This window comes from Peribacillus glennii, assembly GCF_003429105.1.
GTDB lineage: Bacteria > Bacillota > Bacilli > Bacillales > DSM-1321 > Peribacillus > Peribacillus glennii.
Genome location: NZ_QVTD01000002.1, coordinates 30,592 through 56,186, shown reverse-complemented (window position 1 = coordinate 56,186; position 25,595 = coordinate 30,592). Strand labels below are relative to the sequence as shown.

The following is a 25,595-nucleotide window of genomic DNA, read 5'->3' as shown; positions in this document are numbered from 1 at the left end:
TGGTTAAAATAGTGGGACTATTTAAATTTTATGAAAATAAAGTTAAACTTATAATGAATAGGAGGGAGTTTATGGAATCTTTACAGATTGGGGAAATCAAGCTGACATGGCTGAATGGAGGGGATATCCATTTGGATGGTGGAGCAATGTTCGGGGTTGTGCCGAAGCCGCTTTGGTCAAGAAGGTATCCTAATAATGACAACAATCAGATTCAATTGCGAACAGACCCGATTTTAGTACAGGCGGGTGGTTTGAATATGCTGATCGAAACAGGGATCGGCAATGGAAAATTCGATGAAAAACAGCTTAGGAACTATGGTGTCACCGAAGAATCGAGGGTAGAACAAAACCTGAGGGAAATCGGGTTGTCAGCAGAGGATATCGATTATATCCTCATGACACACATGCATTTCGACCACGCTAGCGGGTTGACAAAACGTGAGGGAGGAGAGTGGAAACCCGTGTTTCAAAATGCGCAAATCATCACGTCCCGGATTGAATGGGACGAGATGCAAAGCCCTAATATCCGTTCAGGCAATACATACTGGAAAGAAAACTGGGAAGCGGTCGCCCACCTCGTCCGCCCATTTGATGGTGAAAAACAAATCCTGGATGGCATTATGATGGTTCACACGGGTGGACATAGCGACGGACATTCCATCATTGTCATGGAACAGGGCGGGGAGTTATTGATCCACATGGCTGACATCATGCCTACACATGCACATGCCAATGTGCTATGGGTAATGGCATTTGACGACTATCCGATGGAATCGATCATCCAAAAACAAAAATGGATGTCATATGGTTTGGAGAACAAAGCCTGGTACAGCTTCTATCATGATGCTTATTACCGAGCCATAAAATGGGATAAAAGCGGCAAACAAGTGCTTCAGGAATTAAAAAGAAAACGCTGACAATAATGGGACAGGCTGCCTTTGATAGGCAGCCTGTCTATGCTTCAGTCGTTTTTTTGTGTTAATTCCAGAATGGTTCCGGTTGATGCATCAGCCACGAACTCGAATTGTTCCCTTTTCCCATTGGCATGGCGGGTTATTCCGCCTTTGTATACCTGATAATCCAGATTGAATTTCTCGTAGTTTTCCGGCTTCATTACAATCCAGGACCCATATATCTTTCCATCCTTTTTAACAGCGGCTTTGACGTTTTCCAGCACTCTTTCGGGTGAAGGGCCGCCTGTCTCATCTATCTTTTGTTTGGCAGCGTAACCTGCGGCAAAACCGGCTGCTGCCCCTAAAAGCAAGGTCTTCCAGTTCATATTAGTCCCCTCCAAAATAGGTAATTGAATGATTCCCTATAGTATACAATATAAAGTGATGAACAAATTCGCAAGTGACAGCGTGTGACAATTTTCTGTAATATAGAAATGAACATAATTCAGATTGGATTAAGGGGTAGAGAAATGGATCAGGAAACCTTAAAAATGTTCAAGATTTTGACAGAGTTGCCTGGAGCATCCGGAAATGAACATGCAGTAAGAAACTTCATGCGTTCCGAACTGGAAAAGTATTCGGATGAGATTGTACAGGACAATCTCGGAGGCATTTTCGGGATGAGAAAGGGCGATGTGCGGGGACCTCGGGTTCTTGTTGCCGGACACATGGATGAAGTGGGATTTATGGTGACTTCTATAACGGAAAATGGAATGATTCGCTTCCAGCCTCTTGGAGGCTGGTGGAGCCAGGTTTTGCTTGCGCAACGAGTGCAAATAATCACGGACAATGGCCCGGTGACTGGCGTTATTGGATCGATTCCGCCTCATTTGCTTGATGAAGCGCTGCGATCCAAACCAATGGAGATTAAGAATATGCTGATAGACATTGGGGCAGATGATCGCGAAGATGTGAAGAAAATTGGCGTAAAGCCTGGGCAGCAAATTGTGCCTATCTGCCCGTTTACCCCATTGGCGAACCAGAAGAAAATCCTTGCGAAAGCTTGGGATAATCGGTATGGCTGCGGCCTGGCGATCGAACTGTTAAAAGATATAAAAGATGAAACGCTTCCCAACATTTTGTTCTCTGGAGCTACTGTACAGGAGGAAGTCGGGTTAAGAGGCGCCGTGACGGCCGCTTCGATGATCAAGCCGGATATTTTCTTTGCCTTGGACGCGAGTCCTGCAAATGATATGTCAGGAAGTAAATCAGAATTCGGGCAGCTCGGAAAGGGAGCTCTATTGCGGATTCTGGACCGGTCAATGGTCACCCATAAAGGAATGCGTGAATTCATCCTGGATATGGCTGAATCCAACAATATCCCATACCAGTATTATGTTTCCCAGGGAGGGACGGATGCCGGGAAAGTCCATATCGCAAATGAAGGGGTGCCGAGCGGTGTAATCGGAATCTGTTCGCGATACATCCATACCCATGCGGCGATGATCCATATAGATGATTATGCGGCGGCACGCGAGCTTATTGGAAAGCTTGTTCGGGCTTGTGATAAAGCGACAGTGGAAAGCATCAGGAATAATGGGTAAATGGAGCGGGTATGATGTTAAAAGTTGCAGTGGGAAGCAGTAACCCTGCAAAGGTCCATGCTGTCAAGGAAGCTTTTGGACGCGATGCGGAGATAATAGAGATAAAGGCTTCCTCGGGTGTTTCCGAGCAGCCTTTTTCGGATGAAGAAACCGTAGAAGGAGCATCAAACCGGGCCAGGAATTGCCTGGGGGAGAGCGATGCACAAATTGGAATCGGACTGGAAGGCGGTGTCGTCCAAACTAAATATGGACTCTTTCTATGTAATTGGGGCGCGCTGGCTGACCGGGAAGGCAATCTCTTTATTGCGGGCGGTGCCAGGGTTGCTTTGCCAGCCCCTATCGCCAAAAGGCTGTTGTCAGGCGAGGAGTTAGGCCCGGTAATGGATGAATATACGAAAAAGGAAGGCATCCGGAAAAAAGAAGGGGCCATTGGCATTTTCACCAATGGACGGATCACACGGCAGGAAATGTTTAGCCATATAATGGATATGCTGATTGGCCAATATGAATTTAGAAAAGTGGAAAAAAAGCAGTGATACACTGTTCCCCAAAGAAAAATCCTTGTCAGCACTTAAGCTGGCAAGGATTGTTTATTAAAGGATTAAAATTTTCAACATGTTTCGATGTCTAGCTTTGACTTACAGGGATGTACTAATTTCCGATGTTGCCACAGGACGCGGCAGTTTTTTAGCCGACCTTCTCCTGCACGGGGCGCTTCCGCTTTTATTGGCATCAATTATCAAACACATAGGAAAGAACCTTCAAGGCCTGGTTCACAGATTCAACAGTCACATTCGCTTTCGCTGACAGTTCTTTTAACGGATGGTGAAGAGCCTCCGGGCGGATCAGGATAAGTGGTTTTCCAAGGGAGATTGCCGCGCTTGCGTCCATGGCTGTATTCCATTGTTTGTACTTTTCACCGAACAGCGCGATGACCAGGTCGGCTTTCTTCATAAGCAGCTCGGTGCGAAGATTATTGATTTGTGATGCAGCAGCGTCTTTTAAAATACTTGTTGACTGGGGACCGAGAATTTCTTCCCCGATATTATCAGAGCGTTCATGGTCTTCCATAGGGCCTACAAAGTTCAACGGAAGCTGCAAGGCTTCTGCTTTTTCCTTCAATTCATTTCTCCAGTTACTATGGATCTCCCCTGCAAGATAAACTGTCATTAACATATCATCGCCTCCAGACTGATTAGTAAGCTAGCTAGTTCAGTATAATCATAAAGGTGTTTATGACACTAAGTGTAACATGATTACGAAGGGCGTGTGCAACCAGAGTTTGCATATTAATGGTGTGGGTCCTTTTTGTTTGGTATTATCAAATTAGCATCTGGCTTTGATACGACGATCATTGGCTAATAAATCCGATTTGGACAGAATATCGTCACTTTTGGTTAAAGGATTATGGAATGAGGATAATTAAAGATTCGGAGGAATATAAACGAATGAAACATTTGGAAACTATAGAACAATTTGATCAATTAAAAAATGCAGGGAAGCATATCTTTTTGTTTTCCGCGGATTGGTGCCCCGATTGCAGGGCAATTGAACCTGTCCTTCCGGAAATTGAACAAAACCACCCGCAATTTACTTTTGTTTATGTAGACCGAGATAAATTCATCGATATTTGCGCAGCCAATGACGTCTTCGGCATCCCAAGCTTTATTGCTTATGAAAGTGGAAAGGAATTAGGCCGCTTTGTCAGCAAAGACCGAAAAACACAACAGGAAATCGAGGATTTCATCCATTCTTTATAAGCAATTTGCACCCCCGTCTCGGTATGGGGGCAATTTATTTTATAAAAAACGAATATTACTTTTGTAATGTGCATTATAGTGTCTAGCTGAGGCGCACAATATGAAACAGTGCCCTCGAAAAATCAAAATGTGGAGGCTCTCAACGGCAATCCAAAACAGGCGCTTGTGCGTAGAAGGAGGAACCGAAATTGAAAATGGACGGCAAGAAAATGAAGGATCTTCTTCAGAAGCGGCTTCAATCGGACTATCGGACATTTACCTTTGATAGCAAAAAAGATGTGCTCCGAATCGAAAATACAACGACTGGTAAAGGGATCTCCATCGAATTGCCCGGAATAATTGCCAAATGGGAAACAATGAAGGATAAAGCAATAGATGAAGTTGTTTATTATGTGGAGGAAGCCCTGAATGTGATGGGGGCAGAGCATACACTTGCAGGGAGTGAAAAACATATTTATCCGGTTATCAGGTCAACATCATTTCCACTGGAGGCAGTTGAAGGGAATCGTTTTCTTTATGATGAGCATACAGCGGAGACAAGGGTTTTTTATGCGCTGGACCTTGGCAACACTTACCGTTTGATTGACGGAGAGCTGCTTGCGAAGGAAAATTGGGACCCTGAACAGATTCGCCAGATAGCCCGGTTCAACGTACGCTCCCTTCCAACTCCTTTAAAATCGGATACCGTAGCAGGGAATACTTTTTACTTCCTTAATACTAATGATGGGTATGATGCGAGCCGAATCCTGAATGAGGCCTGGTTAAGGGAGATGAAAGGCAAAATGGAGGGAACGATGGCCATCGCTATTCCGCATCAGGATGTGATTATTATCGCTGATGTAGAAAATGATACCGGCTATGATGTATTGGCACAAATGGCGATGAGTTTCTTTGCGAGCGGGCATGTCCCCATCACGGCTTTATCCTTCCTGTATGAAGACGAAGGGCTGGAACCCATATTTATATTGGGGAAAAATAAAAAACGCAGTGAGTAAAGATGGAAATTATTTAGTATTTTTGGTTTAGTAAGTAAGAAGCATGGATGGGTTTTTCCGTAAAAAGGGTCCCATCCTTTTTTTTAATTTGGTGCCTTTTCCTTTGATTTTCCTATGAGTGGCCGAACCTCCTCATATTGTACCAATCTGCATAATTTTTCTCGATATTTTAAGAAATACTGTTAAAATGGTAAGGTGAAACCGGCTGCGCGCAGGTGCGGCCTTAAGACCGAGCTATGGAAAGAGTGATTATGTTTGAAATGGTTTAGAAAAATAAAAAAATGGTTTCAGGATGAAGAAATTATTGAAATCGAAGAAATCATCGTAGACGAGCCAATTGATCAAGAAGTTTTGAAAAAACTGGACATCGCAAAGATTAAAGAAGGACCTAAAAAAGAGCGGCAGCGGAGAGCTGTAAAGAATCCAGGAAACATTGAACCTGATACAAAGGTGTTATATCAATATCCGAAGGGGCAATTTAAATTTCCCGTGATCCCGGATGAAAGCATCTCCCGGAAAAAAAAACGTGGGGATCAGCATGAACGGACTCCAGGAAAGAAGCATACAGCCAGTCAAGGGAAATCAAGCGTGGAGCAGCCAAACGATTCAACGAAATCCATGGATAAACCAAAAAGCGGCAAGCCGGGAAAAATCCAGCCTTCCAATGTTCCATTCCGTCCAACGGAGATTCCGTCTCCAATATATGGATTCAAGCAGCGGCCGGATAAGCAAACGGACAAGCAAGCACAGCCATCGGATGACAAAGTAGATATTCCATTCCGTCCAACGGAGATTCCGTCTCCAGTATATGGATTCAAGCGGGCGGATAAGAAAATGGAGAAGCAAGCCCCGGCAGCGGATCCCTTAGTAGAATTTGAACTTGAAAGTAGGCTGGCACAGAAAAAAATCTCAAATTTTGATCCGGAAGAAATTCCTGCTATCTACCGTAAGGCCGAAACGGAAAGTACTGAAGCAAAACAGAATGGCGAGGGCCTTTCCCTTGAGGATGCCGATCTAGGTTTCGAGGAAGGTGCTGCCCACCAGACAAGCAATGATAAAAATGCTGTACTATCTGAAATTGCAGTGTCATCGCAAGCTGCTGTTTCCTTTGATCAAACCGGACAAGAAAATAAAGAAGTAAGCCACAAAAAGCCAGCGCCTGCAATAGAACACATGGAGAATGATGGGACAATAAACGATGAGAGAATCATGCTTCAGGCAGAACCCATGCCCGCTTCGATCGAAATGGAGAGCGTATATGAGCAGTTCCAATCGGATCAAGCATTGGTGGAGGAAGCGAAAGAGAAAGAAGCGCCGATCCACACTGAATTGGAACGAGAGGTAACGGGCGAACCAAGTATGGCTCCAGTACAAGTCCAGGAAGAACCCATGCCCGCTCCGATCGAAATGGAGAGCGTATATGAGCAGTCCCAATCGGTTCAAGCATTTGTGGAAGAAGTGAAAGAGAAAGAAGCCCCGATCTACACTGAATTGGAACGAGAGGTAACGAGCGAACCAGGTATGGCTTCAGTACAAGTCCAGGCAGAACCCATGCCCGCTCCGATCGAAATGGAGAGCGTATATGAGCAGTCCCAATCGGATCAAGCATTGGTGGAGGAAGCGAAAGAGAAAGAAGCGCCGATCCACACTGAATTGGAACAAGAGGTAACGGGCGAACCAGGTATGGCTCCAGTACAAGTTCAGGAAGAAGATCAGGAAGAAATATCTAACCAAGACGAAACCGAAACAGCACCAAATACATCCAGGAAAAAACATATCCCATTCAATGTCTTGATGACAAAGCAGGACAGGGACCGGGTACAACAATTGAAAAAAGAAGGCGACTTTCCAAACGCAGCCACTGCAATCGAAGAAATCGTTACACAAGCAGAAATAACTGAAAAACCGGCTGAGCCCGAACCAACACTGCACGCCGAAAAAGCGGATGCTTTTGACCTGGATGGAGATCCGCCATTTTATGCTTTTCCGGCAATCGATTTATTGTCACCGCCGGCCCACGCCGAGAGTGATCGGGATTGGCTGGAGGAACAGGCCAGGTTATTGAATGATACGCTAAAGAATTTTAACGTCAGGGCCCATGTAGTGAATGTAACCCAGGGACCGGCAGTTACGAGGTTTGAGGTACAACCGGAACCGGGTGTAAAGGTAAACAAGATTACTAACTTAACAGATGATATCAAGCTCAGCCTTGCAGCCGAGGATATCCGGATGGAGGCTCCGATCCCGGGAAAACATACGATCGGCATTGAAATCCCGAATCTCAAAAGCAAGCCGGTATTTTTACGGGAGGTGCTCGACGGCGATGCCTTCCAAAACGACGGATCGCCTCTAACGGTGGCTCTCGGCCTGGATATTTCAGGTAAGCCAATTGTAACGGATTTAAAGAAGATGCCTCACGGCTTGATCGCGGGTGCGACTGGGTCCGGTAAAAGTGTGTGCATAAATACAATGCTTGTAAGCCTGTTGTATAAGGCAACACCGCAGGAATTGAAGCTGCTGCTGATCGACCCGAAAATGGTGGAGCTGGCCCCATATAATCGAATTCCCCACCTGGTAAGCCCGGTCATCACGGATGTCAAGGCAGCCACTGCAGCATTAAAATGGGCCGTTGAAGAGATGGAACGCCGCTATGAATTATTCGCGCATACGGGTGTTCGCGATATTGGCCGTTTTAATGAAATGGCCGACAGAGCCGGGCAGCATGCGGACAAATTGCCCTATATCGTCGTGATCATCGATGAGCTTGCCGATTTAATGATGATGTCCCCAGCTGATGTAGAAGAAGCGATTTGCCGGATTGCCCAGAAAGCACGGGCATGCGGGATCCATCTCATTGTTGCCACACAGCGGCCGTCTGTTGATGTGATTACAGGATTAATCAAGGCTAATATCCCGACAAGAATTGCATTTTCTGTCTCTTCGCAGGTGGATTCCCGGACAATCCTCGACTCGAGCGGTGCTGAAAAGCTTCTTGGAAAAGGCGACATGCTCTTCGCCGAAAATGGTTCTTCGAAAACGGTACGGCTTCAAGGCACCTTTGTCTCCGATGATGAGATTGAACAAGTGGTCAACCATGTAAAACAGGAGCAAGAGCCGAATTATTTATTTGAACAGGATGAATTATTAAGCAGGGCGCAAGTAATTGAGGATACGGATGAATTGTTTTATGAGGCTTGCGAATTTGCCGTTAACCAAAACGGGGCTTCTGCATCAAGCCTTCAGAGAAGGTTTCATATAGGCTACAACAGGGCTGCAAGATTGATTGAGATGATGGAGCGGCAGGGGATCCTTTCCGAATCAAGAGGCAGCAAACCCCGGGATGTGTTAATATCTGTAGAGGAGCTTGAATACATTCTTGAATCTAATGGCGGAAATTAATGTTTGTATTCTACCCGCAATTGTTTAAGATAATAGTATTATTGAAACATTCGCCAATAGGTAAATGGAACTTATTAGGTTCGGCAAAGTGCAATTTTCCGATCCGAGATAAACAAATGGTTCCATTAGGAATTAGGGGAGCTGCCAAGGATGAAGGAAATTGAATTGAAATTGAAGGGTGAAATCAAGAGGCTTACCAATAAAACCTTTAAATTTGATGAAAGGGTGAAAGAGGGCTGGTTTTCAGCCGTTTATTTTCTTAAAACAAAGGAAATTGCCGAGGAATTTTGCCCCGAACAAACGGTGACGATGCAGTTTTTCCAAAGAAAACATGCAGTGCTGTGCGGGACGGATGAAGTCGTGGCATTGATAAAAACGTTTGCCGAGCATCCTGAATCGCTCGATATCCACTCGTTAAAGGATGGCGATAAAATCAGCCCGTTTGAAACGGTGCTTACCATTACAGGTCCTTATCAGGAATTCGGCTATCTGGAGGGGCTCATCGACGGAATACTTGCCCGTAGAACTTCAGTAGCCACCAATGTATATAATGTCGTTAAGGCGGCTGCTTATTCAGGAATCCAGAAGCCTGTCATTTTCATGGGTGACCGGGATGACCATTTTACCCAACAGGCTGGCGACGGATACGCAGCGTATATTGGTGGAGCCACTGCCCAGGCGACCCATGCCATGAATGAATGGTGGGGCAAGAAGGGAATGGGAACGATGCCGCATGCACTGATCCAGCTATTCAACGGTGATGTTGTCGCTGCGACCGATGCTTACCATAGAAAGTATCCGGAAGATGAATTGATTGCGCTGGTTGACTACAACAATGATGCCATTACTGATTCATTGAAATTAGCCAGGGCCTTTGGAGATAAATTGCGCGGTGTCCGAGTGGATACATCCAGGACCATGATTGATAAATACTTTGTAAGAAACCAACACCTCTTGGGCTCGTTCGATCCAAGAGGGGTTAACGCAGAGTTAATTTTCGCCTTGCGCAAAGCACTGGATGATGAAGGCTTCCAGCATGTGAAAATCCTGGTAAGCGGAGGGTTCACTGAAGAAAGGATCCTCGAATTTGAAAAAGAGGGAGTCCCGGTGGACATGTACGGTATCGGAAGCAGCCTGCTGAAAATTTCCGTAAGCTTTACCGGTGATAATGTCTTGTTGAATGGCCATCCGCAGGCAAAAGCAGGGCGCAGGTACCGCCCGAATCCACGGCTGGAAAGGGTCGAGTAGGAGCCCCGGGATACGGCTTGAAATAACTTCGGGTGATTTTAACAATTGAAATATTACTGACATGGTTGGTTTCGCGTAAAAGTGATATAATGGAGATTCATTGAATATAAAAGCTTTAGCTCACTGCAGCAAAGAAAACCATGCCTGCCTTCGTTTCATGTCTGAGAATGGAGTGCTTGGAGGGCAATGGGCAAAAAACAGAAAGCGTCATATACTGTCATACAGATAGACGACTGGTGGAGGTTCTATTTATGACTGTTTACCATTTTGTTGGTATCAAAGGTTCAGGGATGAGTGCATTGGCTCAAGTCCTGCATGATATGAAATACGAAGTCCAGGGTTCCGACATTGAAAAGAGTTTTTTTACCCAAATCGCATTGGAAAATGCCGGAATACCTATCCTTACTTTCAATGAAGAAAACATACAACCGGGTATGACAATCATCGCTGGAAATGCATTTCCAGATACTCACCCTGAAATTACTCGGGCAACGGAACTGGGATTGCCTGTTATCCGTTATCACCGCTTTCTCGGTGACTTCCTGAAAAATTTCATCAGCGTCGCAGTTACCGGAGCACATGGAAAGACGTCGACAACCGGCTTGCTTTCCCATGTCATGAGCGGGGCAAAACCGACATCCTTCCTGATCGGCGATGGAACTGGCAAAGGTATAGAGAATGCTGAATACTTTGTGTTTGAAGCATGTGAATACCGCCGCCACTTCCTGTCTTACCACGCAGACTATGCAATCATGACGAATATCGATTTTGACCATCCGGACTACTATGCCAGCATTGAAGATGTTTTTCAGGCGTTCCAGGAAATGGCGTTGCAAGTGGGGAAAGGAATCATTGCCTGCGGGGATGATGAACAGCTCCAACGCATCCAGGCCAAGGTTCCGGTTATCTTTTATGGTTTTGCCGAGGAAAACGATTTCCAGGCACGGAATGTGGCAACATCAGCCATGGGAACAACATTCGAGGTGTTTGTCAGAAATACATTTTATGACACATTTACAATACCGACATATGGCAATCATAATGTACTGAATGCCTTAGCGGTAATAGCTCTTTGTAAATATGAGAACCTGGATACAGAATCGGTGAAAGCCCAGCTTCTAACATTCAGCGGGGTGAAGCGCCGATTTACTGAAAAGGAAGTAGGCAGCCAGATCATCATTGATGATTATGCTCACCATCCAACTGAAATAACAGCAACGATCGATTCTGCCAAACAAAAGTACCCGGAGCGGGAAATCGTAGCTGTATTCCAGCCGCATACTTATACCAGGACCCAGGCATTCCTCGGGGAATTTGCCGAGGCCCTTAATCTGGCCGATAAAGTGTATCTTTGTGAAATCTTCGGTTCAGCCCGTGAAAATCAGGGCAAACTTTCCATTGAAGATCTCCGGGAAAAGATTCCGGGCGCTGAGATCATTACAGAAGAAGATACATCACCACTGGCAGGACATGATGGGGCCGTAATCCTGTTTATGGGCGCTGGGGACATCCAAAAGTTTCAGGTGGCTTACGAACAATTTCTCCAGCAACCTAAATAAAAAAGCTGGAAAATACAGTAAAAGAGATGGACTAACCTAAAGTAGCAGATAATATAAAGCACCTTCGTGCATGTTCCAAATGAACATGACCGAAGGTGTTTTTGTGTGGGGCAAAACGAAAATATAAGAGGGGGGCTGTAAAAGATAGACATGAAGGTATATTGCCAGCCAATAAAAAAGTGCTATTAAAATACCTTATGTATACTGTGTAAATGGGTGATTCTCCTGGTCGTGCTCAGGATTATAGAACATGTGTCAAGGTAGATTGTTTTGCTAGGTAGGCTTAAACATAAAAAATTTTTCGGGAAAGGTGCGCTACTGTATTTATCTCTCAAGGGTTGTCCAAATTCTTAAAGATGAAACAATAGGCGGGGAAAAAATTGGGCTGCTTCATAACGAAGGAACACGGAATGAAAGCAGCCAATAAGGTCTTTATTTATGCCCAGTTTCGTTTAGTACGTTCAAGATCTCCATTTCCATCATTTTACTTAAGGTTTTCCGGATTCAACATTTCAAGTCCAGGAATCACAAATCGGCCGTCTTTGCGGATCAGCACGCCATCAAAGTAGATTTCGCCGCCGCCGTATTCAGGGCGCTGGATATTGACCATATCCCAGTGGATATTGGAATGGTTCCCGTTATAAGCGTCATCATAACATTGCCCCGGTGTGAAGTGGAAGCTGCCATCAATTTTCTCATCAAAAAGAATATCCTGCATCGGATGGAGAATGTACGGATTTACGCCGATTGCGAATTCGCCAATATAGCGTGCACCTTCATCCGTGTCAAAGATCTGATTGATTCGCTCTGTGTCGTTGGCTTCTGCATGGGTGATTTTTCCATCCTTGAAGGTCAGCTTCACGTTTTCAAAAGTAATGCCCTGATACGGGGATGGCGTATTGTATGTAATCACTCCGTTTACTGAATCCTTTACAGGAGCGGTGTAAACTTCCCCGTCCGGAATGTTTAACTCACCGGCACATTTAATGGATTTGATCCCTTTTATTGAAAAAGACAAATCTGTACCTGGCCCTGTCAGGCGCACTTGGTCCGTCCGGTCCATCAGCTCGGCAAGGCTGTCCATCGCGTCGCTCATTTTTCCATAATCCAGATTGCAAACATCGAAATAAAAATCCTCGAACGCTTCGGTACTCATTTTTGCGAGCTGGGCCATGGACGAGGTCGGATAGCGCAGCACCACCCATTTCGTCTTTGGGACGCGAATTTCACGATGGACTTTTTTTCCAATCGTGTTTCCATGGATGGCCATCTTCCCGGACGGAACATCAGCATGCTCATTTATATTATCGCCTGAGCGCAGTCCGATATAGGCGTCCATTTTACTCATAACATTCGCTTCAAAATCCGCTATCATGTTAAAGTGTCTTTCTTCAGCGCCCATCAACAATGCCCTGTCAACCCGCTGGTCTTTTAACAAAACAAATGGGTTCCCCCCGGCCTTGTATGCTTCTTTCACAAGGGCGGTGACCAGCTCGCGCTGCAACCCAAAGTTTTCAATTAAAACATTCTCGCCTTCTTGAAGTTTGATGGAATAGTTGATTAAGTTCCTCGCAAGTTTCTCTATTCTCGGGTCTTTCATTTTCATTCCTCCATATATAGTGGGCTTGTTAACATATATATTGTAGCCGATTATCACCATTGTGTTTAGGAAGAATGTTTAAATATTCCCTTGCAGAAAATAATAATAGTGGCAGAGGCAATTTTAAAAGCAAAACATTAAGGCTATACCTGGAAAAATAATTACGTTTATAATGAAAATGAACGGGTATTTAACCAATAAGTTGGTACAACAAGTACTGGAACAATTACTGGAGGTGTCCTATGGAAATTATTTTATATCTAAGTGCTGCTGTAGCGGCCATTGCGTTTCTAGTGCTGGTGATCTTCCTATCCAGAACCTTAAAATCGCTGCAGACTACCCTCGATAGTGTTGCAAACACATTAGACGGGCTGGAAAAGCAAATGCAGGGGGTAACGGTCGAAACTGCTTCGCTGCTGCATAAAACAAACGTGCTCGCGGAAGACCTGCAAATGAAATCCGAAAACCTGAACTCCGTAGTCCATGCGGTAAAGGGTGTTGGGGAATCCATTCAAGGCTTCAATTCTTCTATCCAAAAAGTCTCCAGTCAAGTCCAGGCGGGAATTGATAACAATCAGGAGAAAATCTCCCAGATTGTGCAGTGGAGCAATGTAGCGATGGAAATCAGGGACAAGTGGAAAGCTCGCAAGAACCAACAGTTGCCGGATGTTTCACCCATATCGGTGGCAGAAGCGGAAGCCTTGGAAACAGATAATCTAGCTAAGAAAAGATTTCTAAGGTCCAGATCGTAAATGAATGGTCCCTAAGAACTTTTAATAGCAAATCGATTAAAAAATTTGAGAGGAGCAATCTAATATGATTCAAAAAGAATATCAGGAATATACAAGGGATTATCAAAAGCCGTTTCAGGAACAAAATAATGCGACAGGATCAAAAGATTTCGTAATCGGGGCATTGATTGGAGGGGTAGTCGGAGCTGCTACAGCCTTGTTTATGGCACCCAAGCCCGGCAAGGAATTACGAAGCAACCTCAATGTCCAGGTGAAGAATCTTGGCGACAAAACAGAGAAGCTCAGACAGGCTGCGATGGAAAAGGGAGGCACCCTGGCAGAAACAGCCCGGGAAAAAAGGAGCGCCGTAACTGAAATGGTCACAAATAGATCTGCCGATTTGATGGATAAAGTGAAGAACATGAAACAGAATGGCGGGGATTCCGACTCTTCTGCTGCTTCAGATTCTGGGGTAGGAAGCGAGTTCTCTGCTGAGTCAACGGCAGATGACTACACAGCTGCTGATATGGGGACCGAAACCGCAGACGCGAGTTCATCCTCCAGCACAACTCCAGGAAAGAATGCTGCCCAGTTAAAATTGGATGAAACGAAAAAAGCATTTGAGGAAACGGAGAAGCGTTACAATTAATAACGAAAGAATATGTGCCAGGTAAGATATTTGTCATTGGGAGCGGTGAAGTGATAAGATTACTTCACCGCTTTTATTTGGTACAAAAAATGTATCTGGTTAAAGGAGAAGAATTATGGCAGCAAACAAAATTGAAACAAAAGAGCAATTTGAGGAGCTCGCAAATAAGGACAGCTTTTTGCTCATCAAGCACAGCCTGACCTGTCCTATCAGCGGCGCCGCTTTTGAAGAATATGAAAGCTTTCTTGAGGACCATGGCGCTGTCAAAACAGCGTATCTGGCCGTCCAGGAAGCGCGGGAACTTTCCAATCATGTAGCTGAAACCTATGGCATTAAGCACGAATCGCCACAGGCAATTTTATTTAAAAACGGCCAGCCGGTATGGAATGCCTCCCATTGGAAAATCACTGCCGATTCTTTATCAAAAGCAGTCAAAGAATAATGATTTTACAGAGCCTCTCCCTATCTGAAACAGCCAGGGAAAGGCTTTTTTTATTATTTGAAAAACCCCATTCATAGCGCAAGTCAATGAAATGTCGGAAAACAACTATTGCTTTTTTATTTTTAATATATTAAATTTTTAGAATATAATATTATTTTTTTTGGGGGACACTCTGTAATTTGCAGCATTTTTCGAAAAAAGTAAAGAAAACAAGGGGGAAATTTTTGTGAAGAAGAAATTAAGCGCGGCATCAGTAGTACTTGCAGGGCTTATTGCTTTAGCGGGTTGCAGCAGTGATGCTTCAAACGGTAAAACGGAAAAGGAAAAAGAAAAGCAGTATACAATCGGATTGACACAATATGCGAAACACCCGTCTTTGGACGCTGCAACAGAAGGATTTAAAAAGGCACTTGAGGACAACGGGTTTAAAGAAGGGGAAAATGTAAAGTTTGATTTCCAAAATGCCCAAGCAGATCCGAATAACACCCAACCGATTGCCAATAATTTTGTCGGCGATAAAGTCGACCTTATTTTCGCGAACGCAACGCCTAGTGCCGTAAGTGCATTGAATGCTACGAAGGAAATACCGATTGTCTTCACTTCGGTAACAGATCCCGTTGGGGCTGGATTGGTGGAAGCACTTGAAAAACCGGGATCAAATATTACGGGAACGACGGATAATCACCCGGATGCAACGAAAAAAACAATCGATTTTATAACAGGTGAGATTGGAGCCAAAAACATCGGCGTTGTTTATAATGCGGGAGAACAAAATTCCGAGGTGCAGGTAGACCAGGTAAGCAAGCTTGCAGGGGATAAAGGTGCAAAGGTAGTGAAGGCATCCGTCTCTACATCGGCAGAAGTGAAACAGGCGACGGAATCACTTGTCGGCAGGGTTGATGCTATTTATATCCCAACGGATAATACTGTCGTATCTGCCTTGGAGTCGGTCATTTCGGTAGCCGACAGCAAAAAAATTCCGCTATTTGTCGGTGAACTGGATTCAATGAAGAAAGGTGCCGTTGCTGCGAGCGGTTTCAGCTATTTTGATATCGGCTACCAAACAGGGGAAATGGCAGCGGACATTTTAAAAGGCGATAAAAAAACCTCCGATATTCCGGTAGAGCTTCCTAAGGATTTGAAACTTATGATAAACAGGCAAGCAGCAGATGCGCAAGGGATCGAAGTAAAGCCGGAATGGGAAAAAATCGGGGAATTCTTCGAAGGGAAATAAGAAAGGGTTGATTTACGATGTTTACGGCTTTATTTGGCGCATTTGAATCAGGAATCATCTATGCCATCATGGCGCTTGGCGTGTATTTATCATTCAGGATCCTCGACTTTCCTGATTTAACGGTTGACGGAAGCTTTGTGACCGGGGCAGCCGTTGCGGCCATATTAATTGTAAGCGGAGTAAATCCATTTACAGCTACAATCCTTGCCACCGCAGCAGGTTTTGTGGCGGGCTGTTTTACAGGCTTAATCCATACGATTGGAAAGATTAATGCATTATTATCAGGGATTTTGATGATGATTGCCCTTTATTCGATTAACCTGCGGATCATGGGAAAATCGAATGTACCCTTATTGAACACTGAATCGGTTTTCACTCACGTGAGCGAATTTGGAAATAAGTTCGGGATGGATTCGGCATTCAATGGAATTCTATCGTCAATAGGGCTGGGGGGGAGTCTCCCGCATACGTGGGGCATCCTGCTATTTATGCTGTTTATTACCTTTTTAATTAAATTTCTGGTTGATGTTTTCCTCCGGACAGAAATCGGCCTTGCCTTAAGGGCCACTGGAGACAATCAGAGAATGATCAGAAGCTTTTCTGCCAATACGAATTTGATGATTGTGCTGGGGCTTGGTCTATCGAATGGCCTGGTTGCACTTTCCGGGGCCCTCATCGCCCAGCAAGGTGGTTTTGCAGATGTCGGTATGGGGATTGGGATGATTGTCATAGGGCTGGCGTCAGTCATTATCGGGGAGGCGCTGTTTGGGACGAGAACCATTGCCATTGCGACTCTCGCGGTAATCGGCGGAAGCATTGTGTACCGGATAGTAGTCAGCCTTGCGCTTAGAATTGAATTCTTTGAACCTGGAGATGTAAAAGTGATTACAGCGCTAATTGTTTTGCTTGCTTTAGTTTTGCCGCGGTTTATAGAAGGGTATAAAGAGCGGAAACGAAAAGCCCGTAAGCAAGCTGAGCATCGAAGATTAATGGCGGTTCCGGCAGAAGGGAAGGGTGAAACCCGTGCTTCAATTAAATAATATCCATAAAGTTTTCAATGAAGGGACACCCGACGAAAAAATAGCGTTGGACCATATCAACTTGCGGTTGAAGCAAGGAGATTTCGTCACTGTGATCGGCAGTAACGGGGCCGGCAAATCCACACTAATGAATCTTGTATCAGGTGTTCTCCAGCCGGATTTGGGAGAAGTGAAGATCGATTCAAAGGACGTGACGGATCTTCCGGAATATAAACGTGCCAAAATGATAGGTCGGGTTTTCCAGGATCCAATGGCGGGGACGTCTCCCACAATGACAATCGAGGAAAACTTGGCGATTGCCTATTCCCGTAACAAACGAAGGACATTGCAAAGGGGAGTCAATAAAAAGCGGAAAGAGTTTTTCGGAGAAGTCCTGGAATCCCTTCATCTTGGCCTTGAAAACAGGCTTAATGCGAAAGTGGGCCTTCTCTCAGGAGGGGAAAGGCAGGCACTGTCGCTGCTTATGGCAACTTTCACAGAGCCATCGATCCTTCTCTTGGATGAGCATACGGCCGCTTTGGATCCATCGCGGGCAGAGCTTATTACAGCGTTGACAAAAGAGATTGTCGAAAAGTATGGGCTCACCACGATAATGGTAACCCATAATATGCAGCAAGCACTTGATTTAGGCAACAGGCTGATTATGATGGACAAAGGCCAGATCATTTTAGAGGTTGATGAAGAAAAGAAAGAGACGCTCACGATTGAGGATTTGATGGAGGAATTCCAGCGCATACGGGGAACACGTTTAACAAACGACCGGGCGCTTTTAACCTAGAAATGAAATGAAGAAACAGGACCGTCCTTTCAATGGGATCGGTCCTCTCTTTTTATTGCTTTTCATTTTGACAGGTGATTTTTTTGGTAGACTTATAATTTCTGTGGCATGGTGGTCCAAATGATTTTTAATTCGTCCCCTGATGATATCGGTTTATCAAAGCTGGTTTCTTTATTGTTATTGACCAGCACAAACCGTCCATTCGAAGAACTCGGCATCTCCACCTCGGCAAATCTGAAAACATCCTGGAAGATAAATGGTTCCATTTTGTATTGGATACATGCTAAAACATCGCGGTTGCGGATGGTATCTTTTTCTCCCAAAAGTTTATCATCCCGGTAGAATTCGGCCAGGCTTTTGGATAGGATAATCCTTTTTCCGTTGAATTGGACGGCGATCGAATAATTGGTTCGGACCTTGAGTGCATTGGCAAGATCAGCCACATTGGGCAGTGACGGTGGAATGACATTGATTATATCCCCATCCTCACATGAATTTCCTGGCCTCACCTGCCGGCCATTTTTTTCAATGCTTCCAGAAAAGTGGTTAATTTGCCTGTTTTTTTTGTTTATTTCAATTTCAAATGGCTGTAGATAAGATAGAAAATGTTCCAAAGAGAGATAGGTAAACACTTCATCAATCGTCTGCGGCAAGGTGCAAGTAATCTCATCTCTGTCTTCTACAAATGCATCGCCGTTTGTAACGCTGCCATTTTTTATGATTTGGGCCGTTATGGTATGTTGTTCTCCGTTGATGGTTATTGTTTTTTCCGGAATACTGTCAATCAAATCGCGGATGCGCACTATGGATGATGACCCATCTTCCCCTTTTGTAGCGGTGATTTCATCGCCGTTTTGCACCTCGTCACCCAATGAAGCCTCCAAACCATTCAAAAGCATCAATGGTTTTTTTCCATGCATGCCGGGAATGGTAAGGTCTTGGCTGTTTAGTTTCACCATCATTGCCATACCCGGTTTTCCATGTAAACTAGTAATCTTAATGCCTGCAGTAAGCAGGCAGTCGCCCACTGTCATCTGCTTCATGTCGAACAGCCTGACGGCCTGTCCGTTTACGGTAACATTCATATATTGGATCGGGCTTTTATGGGCAGCGATGGCAATGCCGATCGGGGTCACAAGCTCCGGTCCTTTTGCCAGCGAATCCTCCATGGAAAGATTCTGAATCGCGTCAAGACCCCTAATGGCCACCCGATTTTCAGGAAGGTTTAGTCGTTCTGCAACCAGTACAGGCAGTTCGGGAGTAAGGCTCCCGCCACCGACAAGCATAACTGCCCTGGGAGATTTGTCGCTGTTCAATAACAATATTTCCGAGCAAATGGCATCTGCCAGCCGCCCAACTGCCGGGGAAATTTTACTGACGATTTCTTCCCTTGGCATCAGTGTTTCAAAACCGAGGATGTCGGTTACTGTTATTTCTTCCTGCTCGCCAAGCTGTCTTTTTGCCTGTTCGGCAAGAGGAAAGTCGAGCAAAAATTGATCGCTTATCGCTTCTGTTATTTCATCTCCTGCCACTGGTACCATCCCATAAGCAATAACGGTACCGGAATCGGTAAGGGCAATATCGGATGTGCCGGCCCCAATATCAACCAGTGCGACATTCAATCTTCTCATCGATGGGGGAATCAGGACATTTATGGCGGCAATCGGTTCCAGAGTCAGTGCCTGCATTTCAAGGCCTGCCCGCTTTAATGCAGCAACAAGGGACTCTACCACTACCTTGGGAAGGAAGGTTGCAATGATTTCAATGGTAGCTTCATCACCGCTTTGGTCTATTAAGCTTCCGATTTCCTGGCCGTCAAGCCTGTAATATAAAACTGAATAACCGACACAATAATAATGGTACCCGCCATTTGAAAAATTCTTTTCCGACACCTTCGCCTGTGCCTGTTGAACCGCGCTTAACTCCAGATGAAGAATGTCTTCATGCTGCATCATTGGCTTACCTTTGATATCATACGCGATTTCAGCGCGTTCTGTCTTAAGCGCCCTGCCGGCTGCCGCAACGCATACTTTTTCCAATGGGCCGTACTTTTTCTCGAGTGCTGTTTTTATTTCCTGGATAACTTTGGATACAGCTATCACATCATGGATTTGGCCATCTAGCATGGCCCGTTCTGTATGTTCTTTTGCGAGGATATCTTTGACAAAGTAATTTTCATCCTCTTTCTCAAGAATGATTCCGACAACGGAACGGGTACCGATATCAAGGGCAAAAATCTTTTCCTGCACCACATGCACCTTCTTTTATAGAAAATTTACTTTAGCGCTTAAAAGCGTTTAATTATTAAAGAAAAAAGTAGTGACAATCTTCTGACTATGCTTTATAATAATCCGTAATTATATATGAAATGTAACATACTTTTTTCATTGGTTAAAGCCGTCGGTCTGATTGATTAAATGTTACGCAGCGAAAGCAGTTAGAAAACTTGATTAAATTGGCCGGCCGTATTCTTAAAAGGCGAAGGGAAGGATTGCAATGAGCAACGCAGAACTTGAAGCACTCCGCGCAGAACTGGATGACATCAATCTCGATTTATTACAACTTATTAACAAGCGTGCAGAACTTGTACAGGAAATCGGGCGTGTGAAAGAAAAACAAGGTGTAAACCGTTATGATCCGGTACGGGAAAGAACGATGCTGGATTTGATTGAATCCAGTAATGAAGGGCCGCTTGACATCGCTTCTATTAAACATATTTTCAAAGAAATCTTTAAGCTTGGACTTGATTTGCAGGAGGGCGACCACAAAAAGGCGTTGCTTGTTTCCAGAAAGAAGAAGCCGGAAGACACGATTATCAATGTTAAGGGTGAACTGATCGGAAACGGCGTGCCAAGCTTTGTATTTGGCCCTTGCGCTGTTGAATCTTATGAACAAGTTGCATCTGTTGCGGAAGTTGTTAAGAACAAAGGCCTTAAACTATTGCGTGGGGGAGCTTATAAGCCGCGTACCTCGCCTTATGATTTCCAGGGTCTTGGCGTTGAAGGATTGAAAATCCTTAAGCGTGTCGCTGATGAATACGGCCTTGGCGTCATCAGTGAAATAGTCAGCCCTAATGACATTGAAACGGCTGTGGATTATATTGATGTGATTCAAATCGGTGCTAGGAATATGCAGAACTTTGAATTGCTTAAAGCTGCAGGTGCCGTCAATAAGCCGGTTCTTCTAAAACGCGGTCTGGCAGCAACAATTGACGAATTCATCAATGCAGCGGAATACATTATGTCACAAGGAAATGGAAATATCATTCTTTGTGAAAGAGGGATCAGGACGTACGAGCGTGCAACGCGAAACACCCTCGATATTTCAGCGGTGCCAATCCTGAAGCAGGAAACACATCTACCAGTCATGGTTGATGTGACCCATTCAACCGGTAGACGCGATTTGCTTCTTCCAACTGCCAAAGCAGCATTGGCAATCGGCGCTGATGGCGTAATGGCCGAGGTTCATCCGGATCCATCCGTCGCTTTATCAGATTCAGCCCAGCAAATGGACTTTAAACAGTTTGATGATTTCTTCAGCGAAATCCAAAAACCGAGCTGGGTTACTGTTTGATGCTATAAGCTTTGTCTATCTAAGGAGTATATCAGCCTCTTGCATACGCAGGGGGCTGTTTTTTTTTAGGATATAATAAAAAAATTGAAAATCCAGGTAAAAAAAGACAGATACATTGCAGTAAAACGGTTACTATCGTATGATAATATATATATAATTATGTGTTTTCTCGGACCAATATGCTATTATCCGATTCATTTCTGTTAGTTATTGTTCAAATGTGAACATACCCTGTTTGATTTTCCTGTCTGGATGCCCCCTGGAAAACAGAGATTGAAAAGAACAGAAATAATCAGGTTATATTAAGGGAAAAATACAGGACATGAAGGAGTGGTAAAATGAATAATATAACCATTTATGATGTGGCCCGCGAAGCAAACGTTTCAATGGCCACTGTTTCCCGTGTGGTTAACGGGAATCCGAATGTGAAACCTGCCACCAGGAAAAAGGTGTTAGAGGTCATCGAGCGGTTAGGGTATCGGCCAAATGCTGTGGCAAGAGGGCTAGCAAGCAAAAAGACAACTACAGTCGGTGTTATCATCCCAGATATTTCAAGCATCTTTTATGCGGAACTTGCGAGAGGAATTGAAGATATCGCCACGATGTATAAATATAATATCATCTTGAGCAATTCTGATGAAAACCAAGAAAAAGAGTTTCATTTATTAAATACGATGCTGGGTAAACAGGTGGACGGCATTGTATTCATGGGCTCGAATATTACGGACCAGCATGTGCAAGAGTTCCAAAAATCCCCGGTACCAATTGTATTGGCAGGATCTGTGGAAGACACAGGCCAGGTTCCCGCTGTCAATATCGATTACGAAGCGGCAGCATACGATGCGGTAACAGCCTTCGCGGAGCAAGGGCACCGCAATATCGCTTGTGTCATAGGTAACGGGTCCGAACCGATCAACCAGAAAAAGTTGTCCGGATACAAAAGAGGGCTTGAGGGTGCGGGTATGCAGTTTAATGAGTCATATGTGGTGGAAGGGGATTATACATACGACTCGGGAATAGAGTCGTTCGAAAAACTGGCCGAAGCATCTGAAAGGCCGACTGCTATTATCGCCGGCGCTGATGAGATGGCATTGGGGATTGTCCACGCTGCACAGGATAAGGGTTATCATGTCCCGGATGATTTTGAGGTGATAAGCTTTGATAACACGCGGCTTACATTGATGGTACGTCCGCAAATCACAACAATTGTCCAGCCACTTTATGACATTGGCGCTGTAGCCATGAGATTACTGACCAAATTAATGAACAAAGAAACAGTGGAAGGCCAGGAACAGGTTGTTTTGCCGCACCGTATCGAAAAGCGCCAATCCACAAAATAAAAAAAACGTCCCGGAGGGCGTTTTTTTTATACTTTCTTATCCGCATAAATCAGAACGCAGGATTAGTGCGCTGCATCCTGTACAGCGCCTGTGTGACCCAAATCCTCATTAAGCTGCCGCTTTGTTTTGTGCGATGTAAAGCTCCGAACCCTTCCTTGTTTTGTGGGCCTGTGAGTTTTCTACTATCCTTATTTATGAATCTCAAATGATTCCGTTTGTGGTTGATGTTTTACGGCTCGATCTGATAGGGTACAACGCTTTTTCTAGCGTTTGCCTGTTTTTTTCTGTTATTTCCGATTTGCGTGGGATTGGTTGGTAAATGCCTTCATGATCTTCCCATTCGTCCGGAAGAGTGACCGTGGATTGCGGCTGCCATTTTGCAATCCAGTCAGCCGGCAGGGGACCAGAGTTGTTTTTATTTTCTGTCATCTCCAGCCAGATTAATGACCAAGCCCTTGGCACCACCCGCCAGATGTCATATCCGCCTCCGCCTACCGCTATCCAGCGCCCTTCACAGTACTTATGGGCGATTTCATGGGCAAGCCTCGGTATCTCCTTGTAAATCCTCATTGTGGATGAAAGGTGGGTCAACGGGTCGTAATAATGGGAATCTGCACCGTTTTGAGTCAGGATGACATCCGGCTTGAAATACTCTGCCACTTCCGTTATGGCGGCTGTGTATGCGTCCAGCCAGGAATCATCCTCAGTGAATGCGTCCACCGGTATGTTGAAAGAATAGCCATAGCCTTTACCTTGGCCACGTTCATTTATATTTCCGGTACCCGGAAATAAGTATCTGCCTGTTTCATGAATGGATATAGTGCAAACATTCGGATCATCATAAAATGACCATTGAACGCCATCTCCATGGTGTGCGTCAGTATCAACATAAAGCACTCTTGCATTATATTTCTGCTGGATGTACTTGATTGCCACTGAACTGTCATTATAAATGCAGAAGCCGGATGCCTTTCCCCTGAAACCATGATGTAATCCGCCCCCAAGGTTAAGCGCATGTCTGGCCTGCCCGGTCATTACCTGGTCGACTGCAACCAATGTTCCGCCGACGAGCAGGCTGCTCGCTTCATGCATATTCGGGAATATGGGAGTATCCTCAGTGCCCAGACCAAAGCCTTCCCCCTTCTCCTCGGAAAGCTTTCCCTGGCCGGCAAGTTTGACTGCGTTTACATAGGAGGGGTCATGAATTAACTGAAGCTCTTCGTCCGTTGCCATTCTGGGGGCAATAATATCCTCATCTTTTATTGCATGGTGTTTTTTTAATAGATCCAGAGTCAAGGTAAGCCGTTTCTGGTTAAATGGGTGCTTGTCATTGAACTTATAAGATAATAGTTCATCAGAGTAAACAAACACGGCATTTTTATTCATGAGGATAACCCCGGTAAGCTAGGCCATAAAACGGTATAGCCTTCATTCTTTAAATCCTCCACCACCATAAATGGATTCATTGTTTGAACGCGCAGCACAAGGACTTTATGAGATTCGTCATTTTTATAGGGATATACGAGAACGCTCAGGATATTGGCCTTTCTCTTTTTGAGGAGACCTGAAACATCATGAAGCATCCCGGCTTTATTAGGTACTTTTACTTCTATCTGGGAACCCGGCTGATGGGCGCCAGTCATTTCTACATAACAATGGAGCAAATCCGTACCGGTGATGACACCTACTAATCTGTTTTCTTTTACGATGGGCAGGCAGCTTATGTTATTCTCATAAAATACTGCAGCCGCTTCTTCCACGAAGTCCAGCGGGTGGCCGGTAATAACATTGGTTTTCATAATCATGCCTACCGGTTTTTGCAAATCTTCCTTGAACTCGTCGGTGCGGAAAATGGACGGTGTGGCTTCCCGGATATCCCGGTCGCTGACCAAACCAACAAGGCCGTACTGTTCATTCACGATCGGAATATGCCGGATCCCGTTTTCCCCGATTAATTTGACGGCAGCATGGATCGTATCGGATTCGGTTAGAGTTATGACATCTGTGTTCATGATTTCCTCAATGATCATATTCTTTTCCCCCTCTTGTCTCCCGTTTAATACATAAACCGATTCATAAAGCGAAGACGGTCGAATTGCTGAACGGACTCGGGCGGAACCCTTCTTCCGATCCTTGCCATAAGGCAATTGGCGGGATGGGAACAAATTTCTGGATCGTCCGTGGCGTAATAGGTTAGGCCGCCTGCATTCATCATTTTCTCCATGACCTTGCGGTAATCCCAGACATTAAGGCCTGTCCCTTTTAAATCCCAATGCCAGTAATATTCAGTTGTGATGATGATAAAATCCTCCATAGCATCGTCCATCATGGACACGATCAGCAGGTTTTTCCCTACCTTGGCACCGCGGAACTCCGGTATCACTTCGATTGCACCCAGTTCGATCAAGTCTTCCATTTCAATTTCAGACCATCGCTCCAACGGGTCAGGGTATAAAAATGTAACATAACCAACGATTGTATCTTTATGTCTGGCAATGATGATCCTTCCCTCAGGCAGATCGGCAATGCCAATGAGTGCTTCGTGCTGCTGCTCTGGAGGGCGAAATGCCACTAAATCACGGTGGAACTCATATGCCCCCAGTTTTTCGGCAGTAATGGGCCCTTCAATGATCAACGTCCCTTGTGCCGTCTTTAATTCCTTCCCATTATAAGTCTTCCTATGCTCCATACCTTCACCACCTATATCAGTAGTCCTTTCCATTATACATAAAAAGGGAGAACGAAAATTG

Annotated in this window: 23 protein-coding genes; 16 read left to right on the top strand and 7 right to left on the bottom strand. The window is 44.8% G+C overall.

Features of this window, described 5'->3' with window-relative positions; genetic code table 11:
• The first annotated feature begins 71 nt into the window (after window positions 1–71).
• Window positions 72–917, top strand: coding sequence for a YtnP family quorum-quenching lactonase (locus D0466_RS01410; protein ID WP_117320785.1), 846 nt, complete (start codon window positions 72–74; stop codon window positions 915–917).
• Between the two features lie 44 nt (window positions 918–961).
• Here the strand turns inward: D0466_RS01410 and D0466_RS01405 are convergent, their stop codons facing one another.
• Complete coding sequence (locus D0466_RS01405) at window positions 962–1,279, bottom strand: PepSY domain-containing protein (RefSeq protein WP_117320784.1); 318 nt, start codon at window positions 1,277–1,279, stop codon at window positions 962–964.
• Between the two features lie 144 nt (window positions 1,280–1,423).
• On the opposite strand from D0466_RS01405, the gene D0466_RS01400 reads away from it, so the two are divergent.
• Both D0466_RS01400 and D0466_RS01395 read left to right on the top strand, forming a co-directional pair.
• Window positions 1,424–2,497, top strand: coding sequence for a M42 family metallopeptidase (locus D0466_RS01400; protein ID WP_117320783.1), 1,074 nt, complete (start codon window positions 1,424–1,426; stop codon window positions 2,495–2,497).
• 11 nt (window positions 2,498–2,508) lie between these two features.
• Window positions 2,509–3,033 carry a DUF84 family protein gene (locus tag D0466_RS01395; RefSeq protein WP_233522499.1) on the top strand — a complete coding sequence of 175 codons (525 nt, stop codon included), beginning with the start codon at window positions 2,509–2,511 and terminating at the stop codon, window positions 3,031–3,033.
• A gap of 196 nt (window positions 3,034–3,229) precedes the next feature.
• Here the strand turns inward: D0466_RS01395 and D0466_RS01390 are convergent, their stop codons facing one another.
• Window positions 3,230–3,673 (bottom strand): YtoQ family protein, encoded by a 444-nt coding sequence (locus D0466_RS01390; RefSeq protein ID WP_117320781.1) that lies wholly within the window; start codon window positions 3,671–3,673, stop codon window positions 3,230–3,232.
• A 272-nt stretch (window positions 3,674–3,945) separates the two neighbouring features.
• Between D0466_RS01390 and D0466_RS01385 the strand changes: the two genes are divergently transcribed.
• The 5 genes from D0466_RS01385 to murC all read left to right on the top strand — a co-directional run bounded on the left by D0466_RS01385 (window position 3,946) and on the right by murC (window position 11,458).
• Complete coding sequence (locus D0466_RS01385; protein WP_117320780.1) at window positions 3,946–4,257, top strand: thioredoxin family protein; 312 nt, start codon at window positions 3,946–3,948, stop codon at window positions 4,255–4,257.
• 188 nt (window positions 4,258–4,445) lie between these two features.
• Window positions 4,446–5,252, top strand: coding sequence for a DUF1444 domain-containing protein (locus tag D0466_RS01380; RefSeq protein WP_117320779.1), 807 nt, complete (start codon window positions 4,446–4,448; stop codon window positions 5,250–5,252).
• Between the two features lie 255 nt (window positions 5,253–5,507).
• Window positions 5,508–8,651 carry a DNA translocase FtsK gene (locus D0466_RS01375; protein WP_233522498.1) on the top strand — a complete coding sequence of 1,048 codons (3,144 nt, stop codon included), beginning with the start codon at window positions 5,508–5,510 and terminating at the stop codon, window positions 8,649–8,651.
• 150 nt (window positions 8,652–8,801) lie between these two features.
• Complete coding sequence (locus tag D0466_RS01370) at window positions 8,802–9,899, top strand: nicotinate phosphoribosyltransferase (protein ID WP_117320778.1); 1,098 nt, start codon at window positions 8,802–8,804, stop codon at window positions 9,897–9,899.
• A gap of 251 nt (window positions 9,900–10,150) precedes the next feature.
• Entirely contained in the window at window positions 10,151–11,458 is a 1,308-nt protein-coding gene (gene murC, locus D0466_RS01365; protein WP_117320777.1) for a UDP-N-acetylmuramate--L-alanine ligase, read from the top strand.
• 484 nt (window positions 11,459–11,942) lie between these two features.
• On the opposite strand, the gene D0466_RS01360 is transcribed toward murC, so the two are convergent.
• Window positions 11,943–13,058, bottom strand: coding sequence for an aminopeptidase (locus D0466_RS01360; protein ID WP_117320776.1), 1,116 nt, complete (start codon window positions 13,056–13,058; stop codon window positions 11,943–11,945).
• A 242-nt stretch (window positions 13,059–13,300) separates the two neighbouring features.
• Between D0466_RS01360 and D0466_RS01355 the strand changes: the two genes are divergently transcribed.
• From D0466_RS01355 to D0466_RS01330, 6 genes are all read left to right on the top strand, one after another.
• Window positions 13,301–13,810, top strand: a complete 510-nt coding sequence (locus tag D0466_RS01355; protein ID WP_117320775.1) for a DUF948 domain-containing protein — start codon at window positions 13,301–13,303, stop codon at window positions 13,808–13,810.
• A 64-nt stretch (window positions 13,811–13,874) separates the two neighbouring features.
• A complete protein-coding gene (locus tag D0466_RS01350; RefSeq protein ID WP_117320774.1) occupies window positions 13,875–14,438 on the top strand; it encodes a YtxH domain-containing protein in 564 nt (187 codons plus the stop codon).
• 115 nt (window positions 14,439–14,553) lie between these two features.
• Entirely contained in the window at window positions 14,554–14,880 is a 327-nt protein-coding gene (ytxJ, locus tag D0466_RS01345; protein ID WP_117320773.1) for a bacillithiol system redox-active protein YtxJ, read from the top strand.
• Between the two features lie 226 nt (window positions 14,881–15,106).
• Window positions 15,107–16,114 carry an ABC transporter substrate-binding protein gene (locus D0466_RS01340; protein ID WP_117320772.1) on the top strand — a complete coding sequence of 336 codons (1,008 nt, stop codon included), beginning with the start codon at window positions 15,107–15,109 and terminating at the stop codon, window positions 16,112–16,114.
• 17 nt (window positions 16,115–16,131) lie between these two features.
• A complete protein-coding gene (locus D0466_RS01335; RefSeq protein ID WP_117320771.1) occupies window positions 16,132–17,154 on the top strand; it encodes an ABC transporter permease in 1,023 nt (340 codons plus the stop codon).
• Complete coding sequence (locus tag D0466_RS01330) at window positions 17,138–17,932, top strand: ABC transporter ATP-binding protein (RefSeq protein WP_117320770.1); 795 nt, start codon at window positions 17,138–17,140, stop codon at window positions 17,930–17,932. Before D0466_RS01335 ends, D0466_RS01330 begins: the two co-directional genes overlap by 17 nt.
• A 92-nt stretch (window positions 17,933–18,024) precedes the next feature.
• On the opposite strand, the gene D0466_RS01325 is transcribed toward D0466_RS01330, so the two are convergent.
• Window positions 18,025–20,181 (bottom strand): cell division FtsA domain-containing protein, encoded by a 2,157-nt coding sequence (locus D0466_RS01325; RefSeq protein ID WP_117320769.1) that lies wholly within the window; start codon window positions 20,179–20,181, stop codon window positions 18,025–18,027.
• Between the two features lie 247 nt (window positions 20,182–20,428).
• Between D0466_RS01325 and D0466_RS01320 the strand changes: the two genes are divergently transcribed.
• Together D0466_RS01320 and ccpA are read left to right on the top strand one after the other, a co-directional pair.
• Complete coding sequence (locus D0466_RS01320; RefSeq protein ID WP_117320768.1) at window positions 20,429–21,505, top strand: bifunctional 3-deoxy-7-phosphoheptulonate synthase/chorismate mutase; 1,077 nt, start codon at window positions 20,429–20,431, stop codon at window positions 21,503–21,505.
• A gap of 338 nt (window positions 21,506–21,843) precedes the next feature.
• Window positions 21,844–22,845, top strand: a complete 1,002-nt coding sequence (ccpA, locus tag D0466_RS01315) for a catabolite control protein A (RefSeq protein WP_117320767.1) — start codon at window positions 21,844–21,846, stop codon at window positions 22,843–22,845.
• 201 nt (window positions 22,846–23,046) lie between these two features.
• Here the strand turns inward: ccpA and D0466_RS01310 are convergent, their stop codons facing one another.
• From D0466_RS01310 to D0466_RS01300, 3 genes are read right to left on the bottom strand one after another with little or no spacing between them, the layout of a single operon-like run.
• Window positions 23,047–24,231, bottom strand: a complete 1,185-nt coding sequence (locus D0466_RS01310; RefSeq protein ID WP_117320766.1) for an acetoin utilization protein AcuC — start codon at window positions 24,229–24,231, stop codon at window positions 23,047–23,049.
• Window positions 24,228–24,875 carry an acetoin utilization AcuB family protein gene (locus D0466_RS01305; protein WP_117320765.1) on the bottom strand — a complete coding sequence of 216 codons (648 nt, stop codon included), beginning with the start codon at window positions 24,873–24,875 and terminating at the stop codon, window positions 24,228–24,230. Before D0466_RS01305 ends, D0466_RS01310 begins: the two co-directional genes overlap by 4 nt.
• A gap of 26 nt (window positions 24,876–24,901) precedes the next feature.
• Window positions 24,902–25,534, bottom strand: coding sequence for a GNAT family N-acetyltransferase (locus tag D0466_RS01300; protein ID WP_117320764.1), 633 nt, complete (start codon window positions 25,532–25,534; stop codon window positions 24,902–24,904).
• Window positions 25,535–25,595 lie beyond the last annotated feature (61 nt).

Coding starts and splice junctions, on each gene's coding strand:
- D0466_RS01410 (WP_117320785.1), top strand. CDS start 72: ATGGAATCTTTACAGATTGGGGAAATCAAGCTGACATGGCTGAATGGA.
- D0466_RS01405 (WP_117320784.1), bottom strand. CDS start 1,279: ATGAACTGGAAGACCTTGCTTTTAGGGGCAGCAGCCGGTTTTGCCGCA.
- D0466_RS01400 (WP_117320783.1), top strand. CDS start 1,424: ATGGATCAGGAAACCTTAAAAATGTTCAAGATTTTGACAGAGTTGCCT.
- D0466_RS01395 (WP_233522499.1), top strand. CDS start 2,509: ATGATGTTAAAAGTTGCAGTGGGAAGCAGTAACCCTGCAAAGGTCCAT.
- D0466_RS01390 (WP_117320781.1), bottom strand. CDS start 3,673: ATGTTAATGACAGTTTATCTTGCAGGGGAGATCCATAGTAACTGGAGA.
- D0466_RS01385 (WP_117320780.1), top strand. CDS start 3,946: ATGAAACATTTGGAAACTATAGAACAATTTGATCAATTAAAAAATGCA.
- D0466_RS01370 (WP_117320778.1), top strand. CDS start 8,802: ATGAAGGAAATTGAATTGAAATTGAAGGGTGAAATCAAGAGGCTTACC.
- murC (WP_117320777.1), top strand. CDS start 10,151: ATGACTGTTTACCATTTTGTTGGTATCAAAGGTTCAGGGATGAGTGCA.
- D0466_RS01360 (WP_117320776.1), bottom strand. CDS start 13,058: ATGAAAGACCCGAGAATAGAGAAACTTGCGAGGAACTTAATCAACTAT.
- D0466_RS01355 (WP_117320775.1), top strand. CDS start 13,301: ATGGAAATTATTTTATATCTAAGTGCTGCTGTAGCGGCCATTGCGTTT.
- D0466_RS01350 (WP_117320774.1), top strand. CDS start 13,875: ATGATTCAAAAAGAATATCAGGAATATACAAGGGATTATCAAAAGCCG.
- ytxJ (WP_117320773.1), top strand. CDS start 14,554: ATGGCAGCAAACAAAATTGAAACAAAAGAGCAATTTGAGGAGCTCGCA.
- D0466_RS01335 (WP_117320771.1), top strand. CDS start 16,132: ATGTTTACGGCTTTATTTGGCGCATTTGAATCAGGAATCATCTATGCC.
- D0466_RS01320 (WP_117320768.1), top strand. CDS start 20,429: ATGAGCAACGCAGAACTTGAAGCACTCCGCGCAGAACTGGATGACATC.
- ccpA (WP_117320767.1), top strand. CDS start 21,844: ATGAATAATATAACCATTTATGATGTGGCCCGCGAAGCAAACGTTTCA.
- D0466_RS01310 (WP_117320766.1), bottom strand. CDS start 24,231: ATGAATAAAAATGCCGTGTTTGTTTACTCTGATGAACTATTATCTTAT.
- D0466_RS01305 (WP_117320765.1), bottom strand. CDS start 24,875: ATGATCATTGAGGAAATCATGAACACAGATGTCATAACTCTAACCGAA.
- D0466_RS01300 (WP_117320764.1), bottom strand. CDS start 25,534: ATGGAGCATAGGAAGACTTATAATGGGAAGGAATTAAAGACGGCACAA.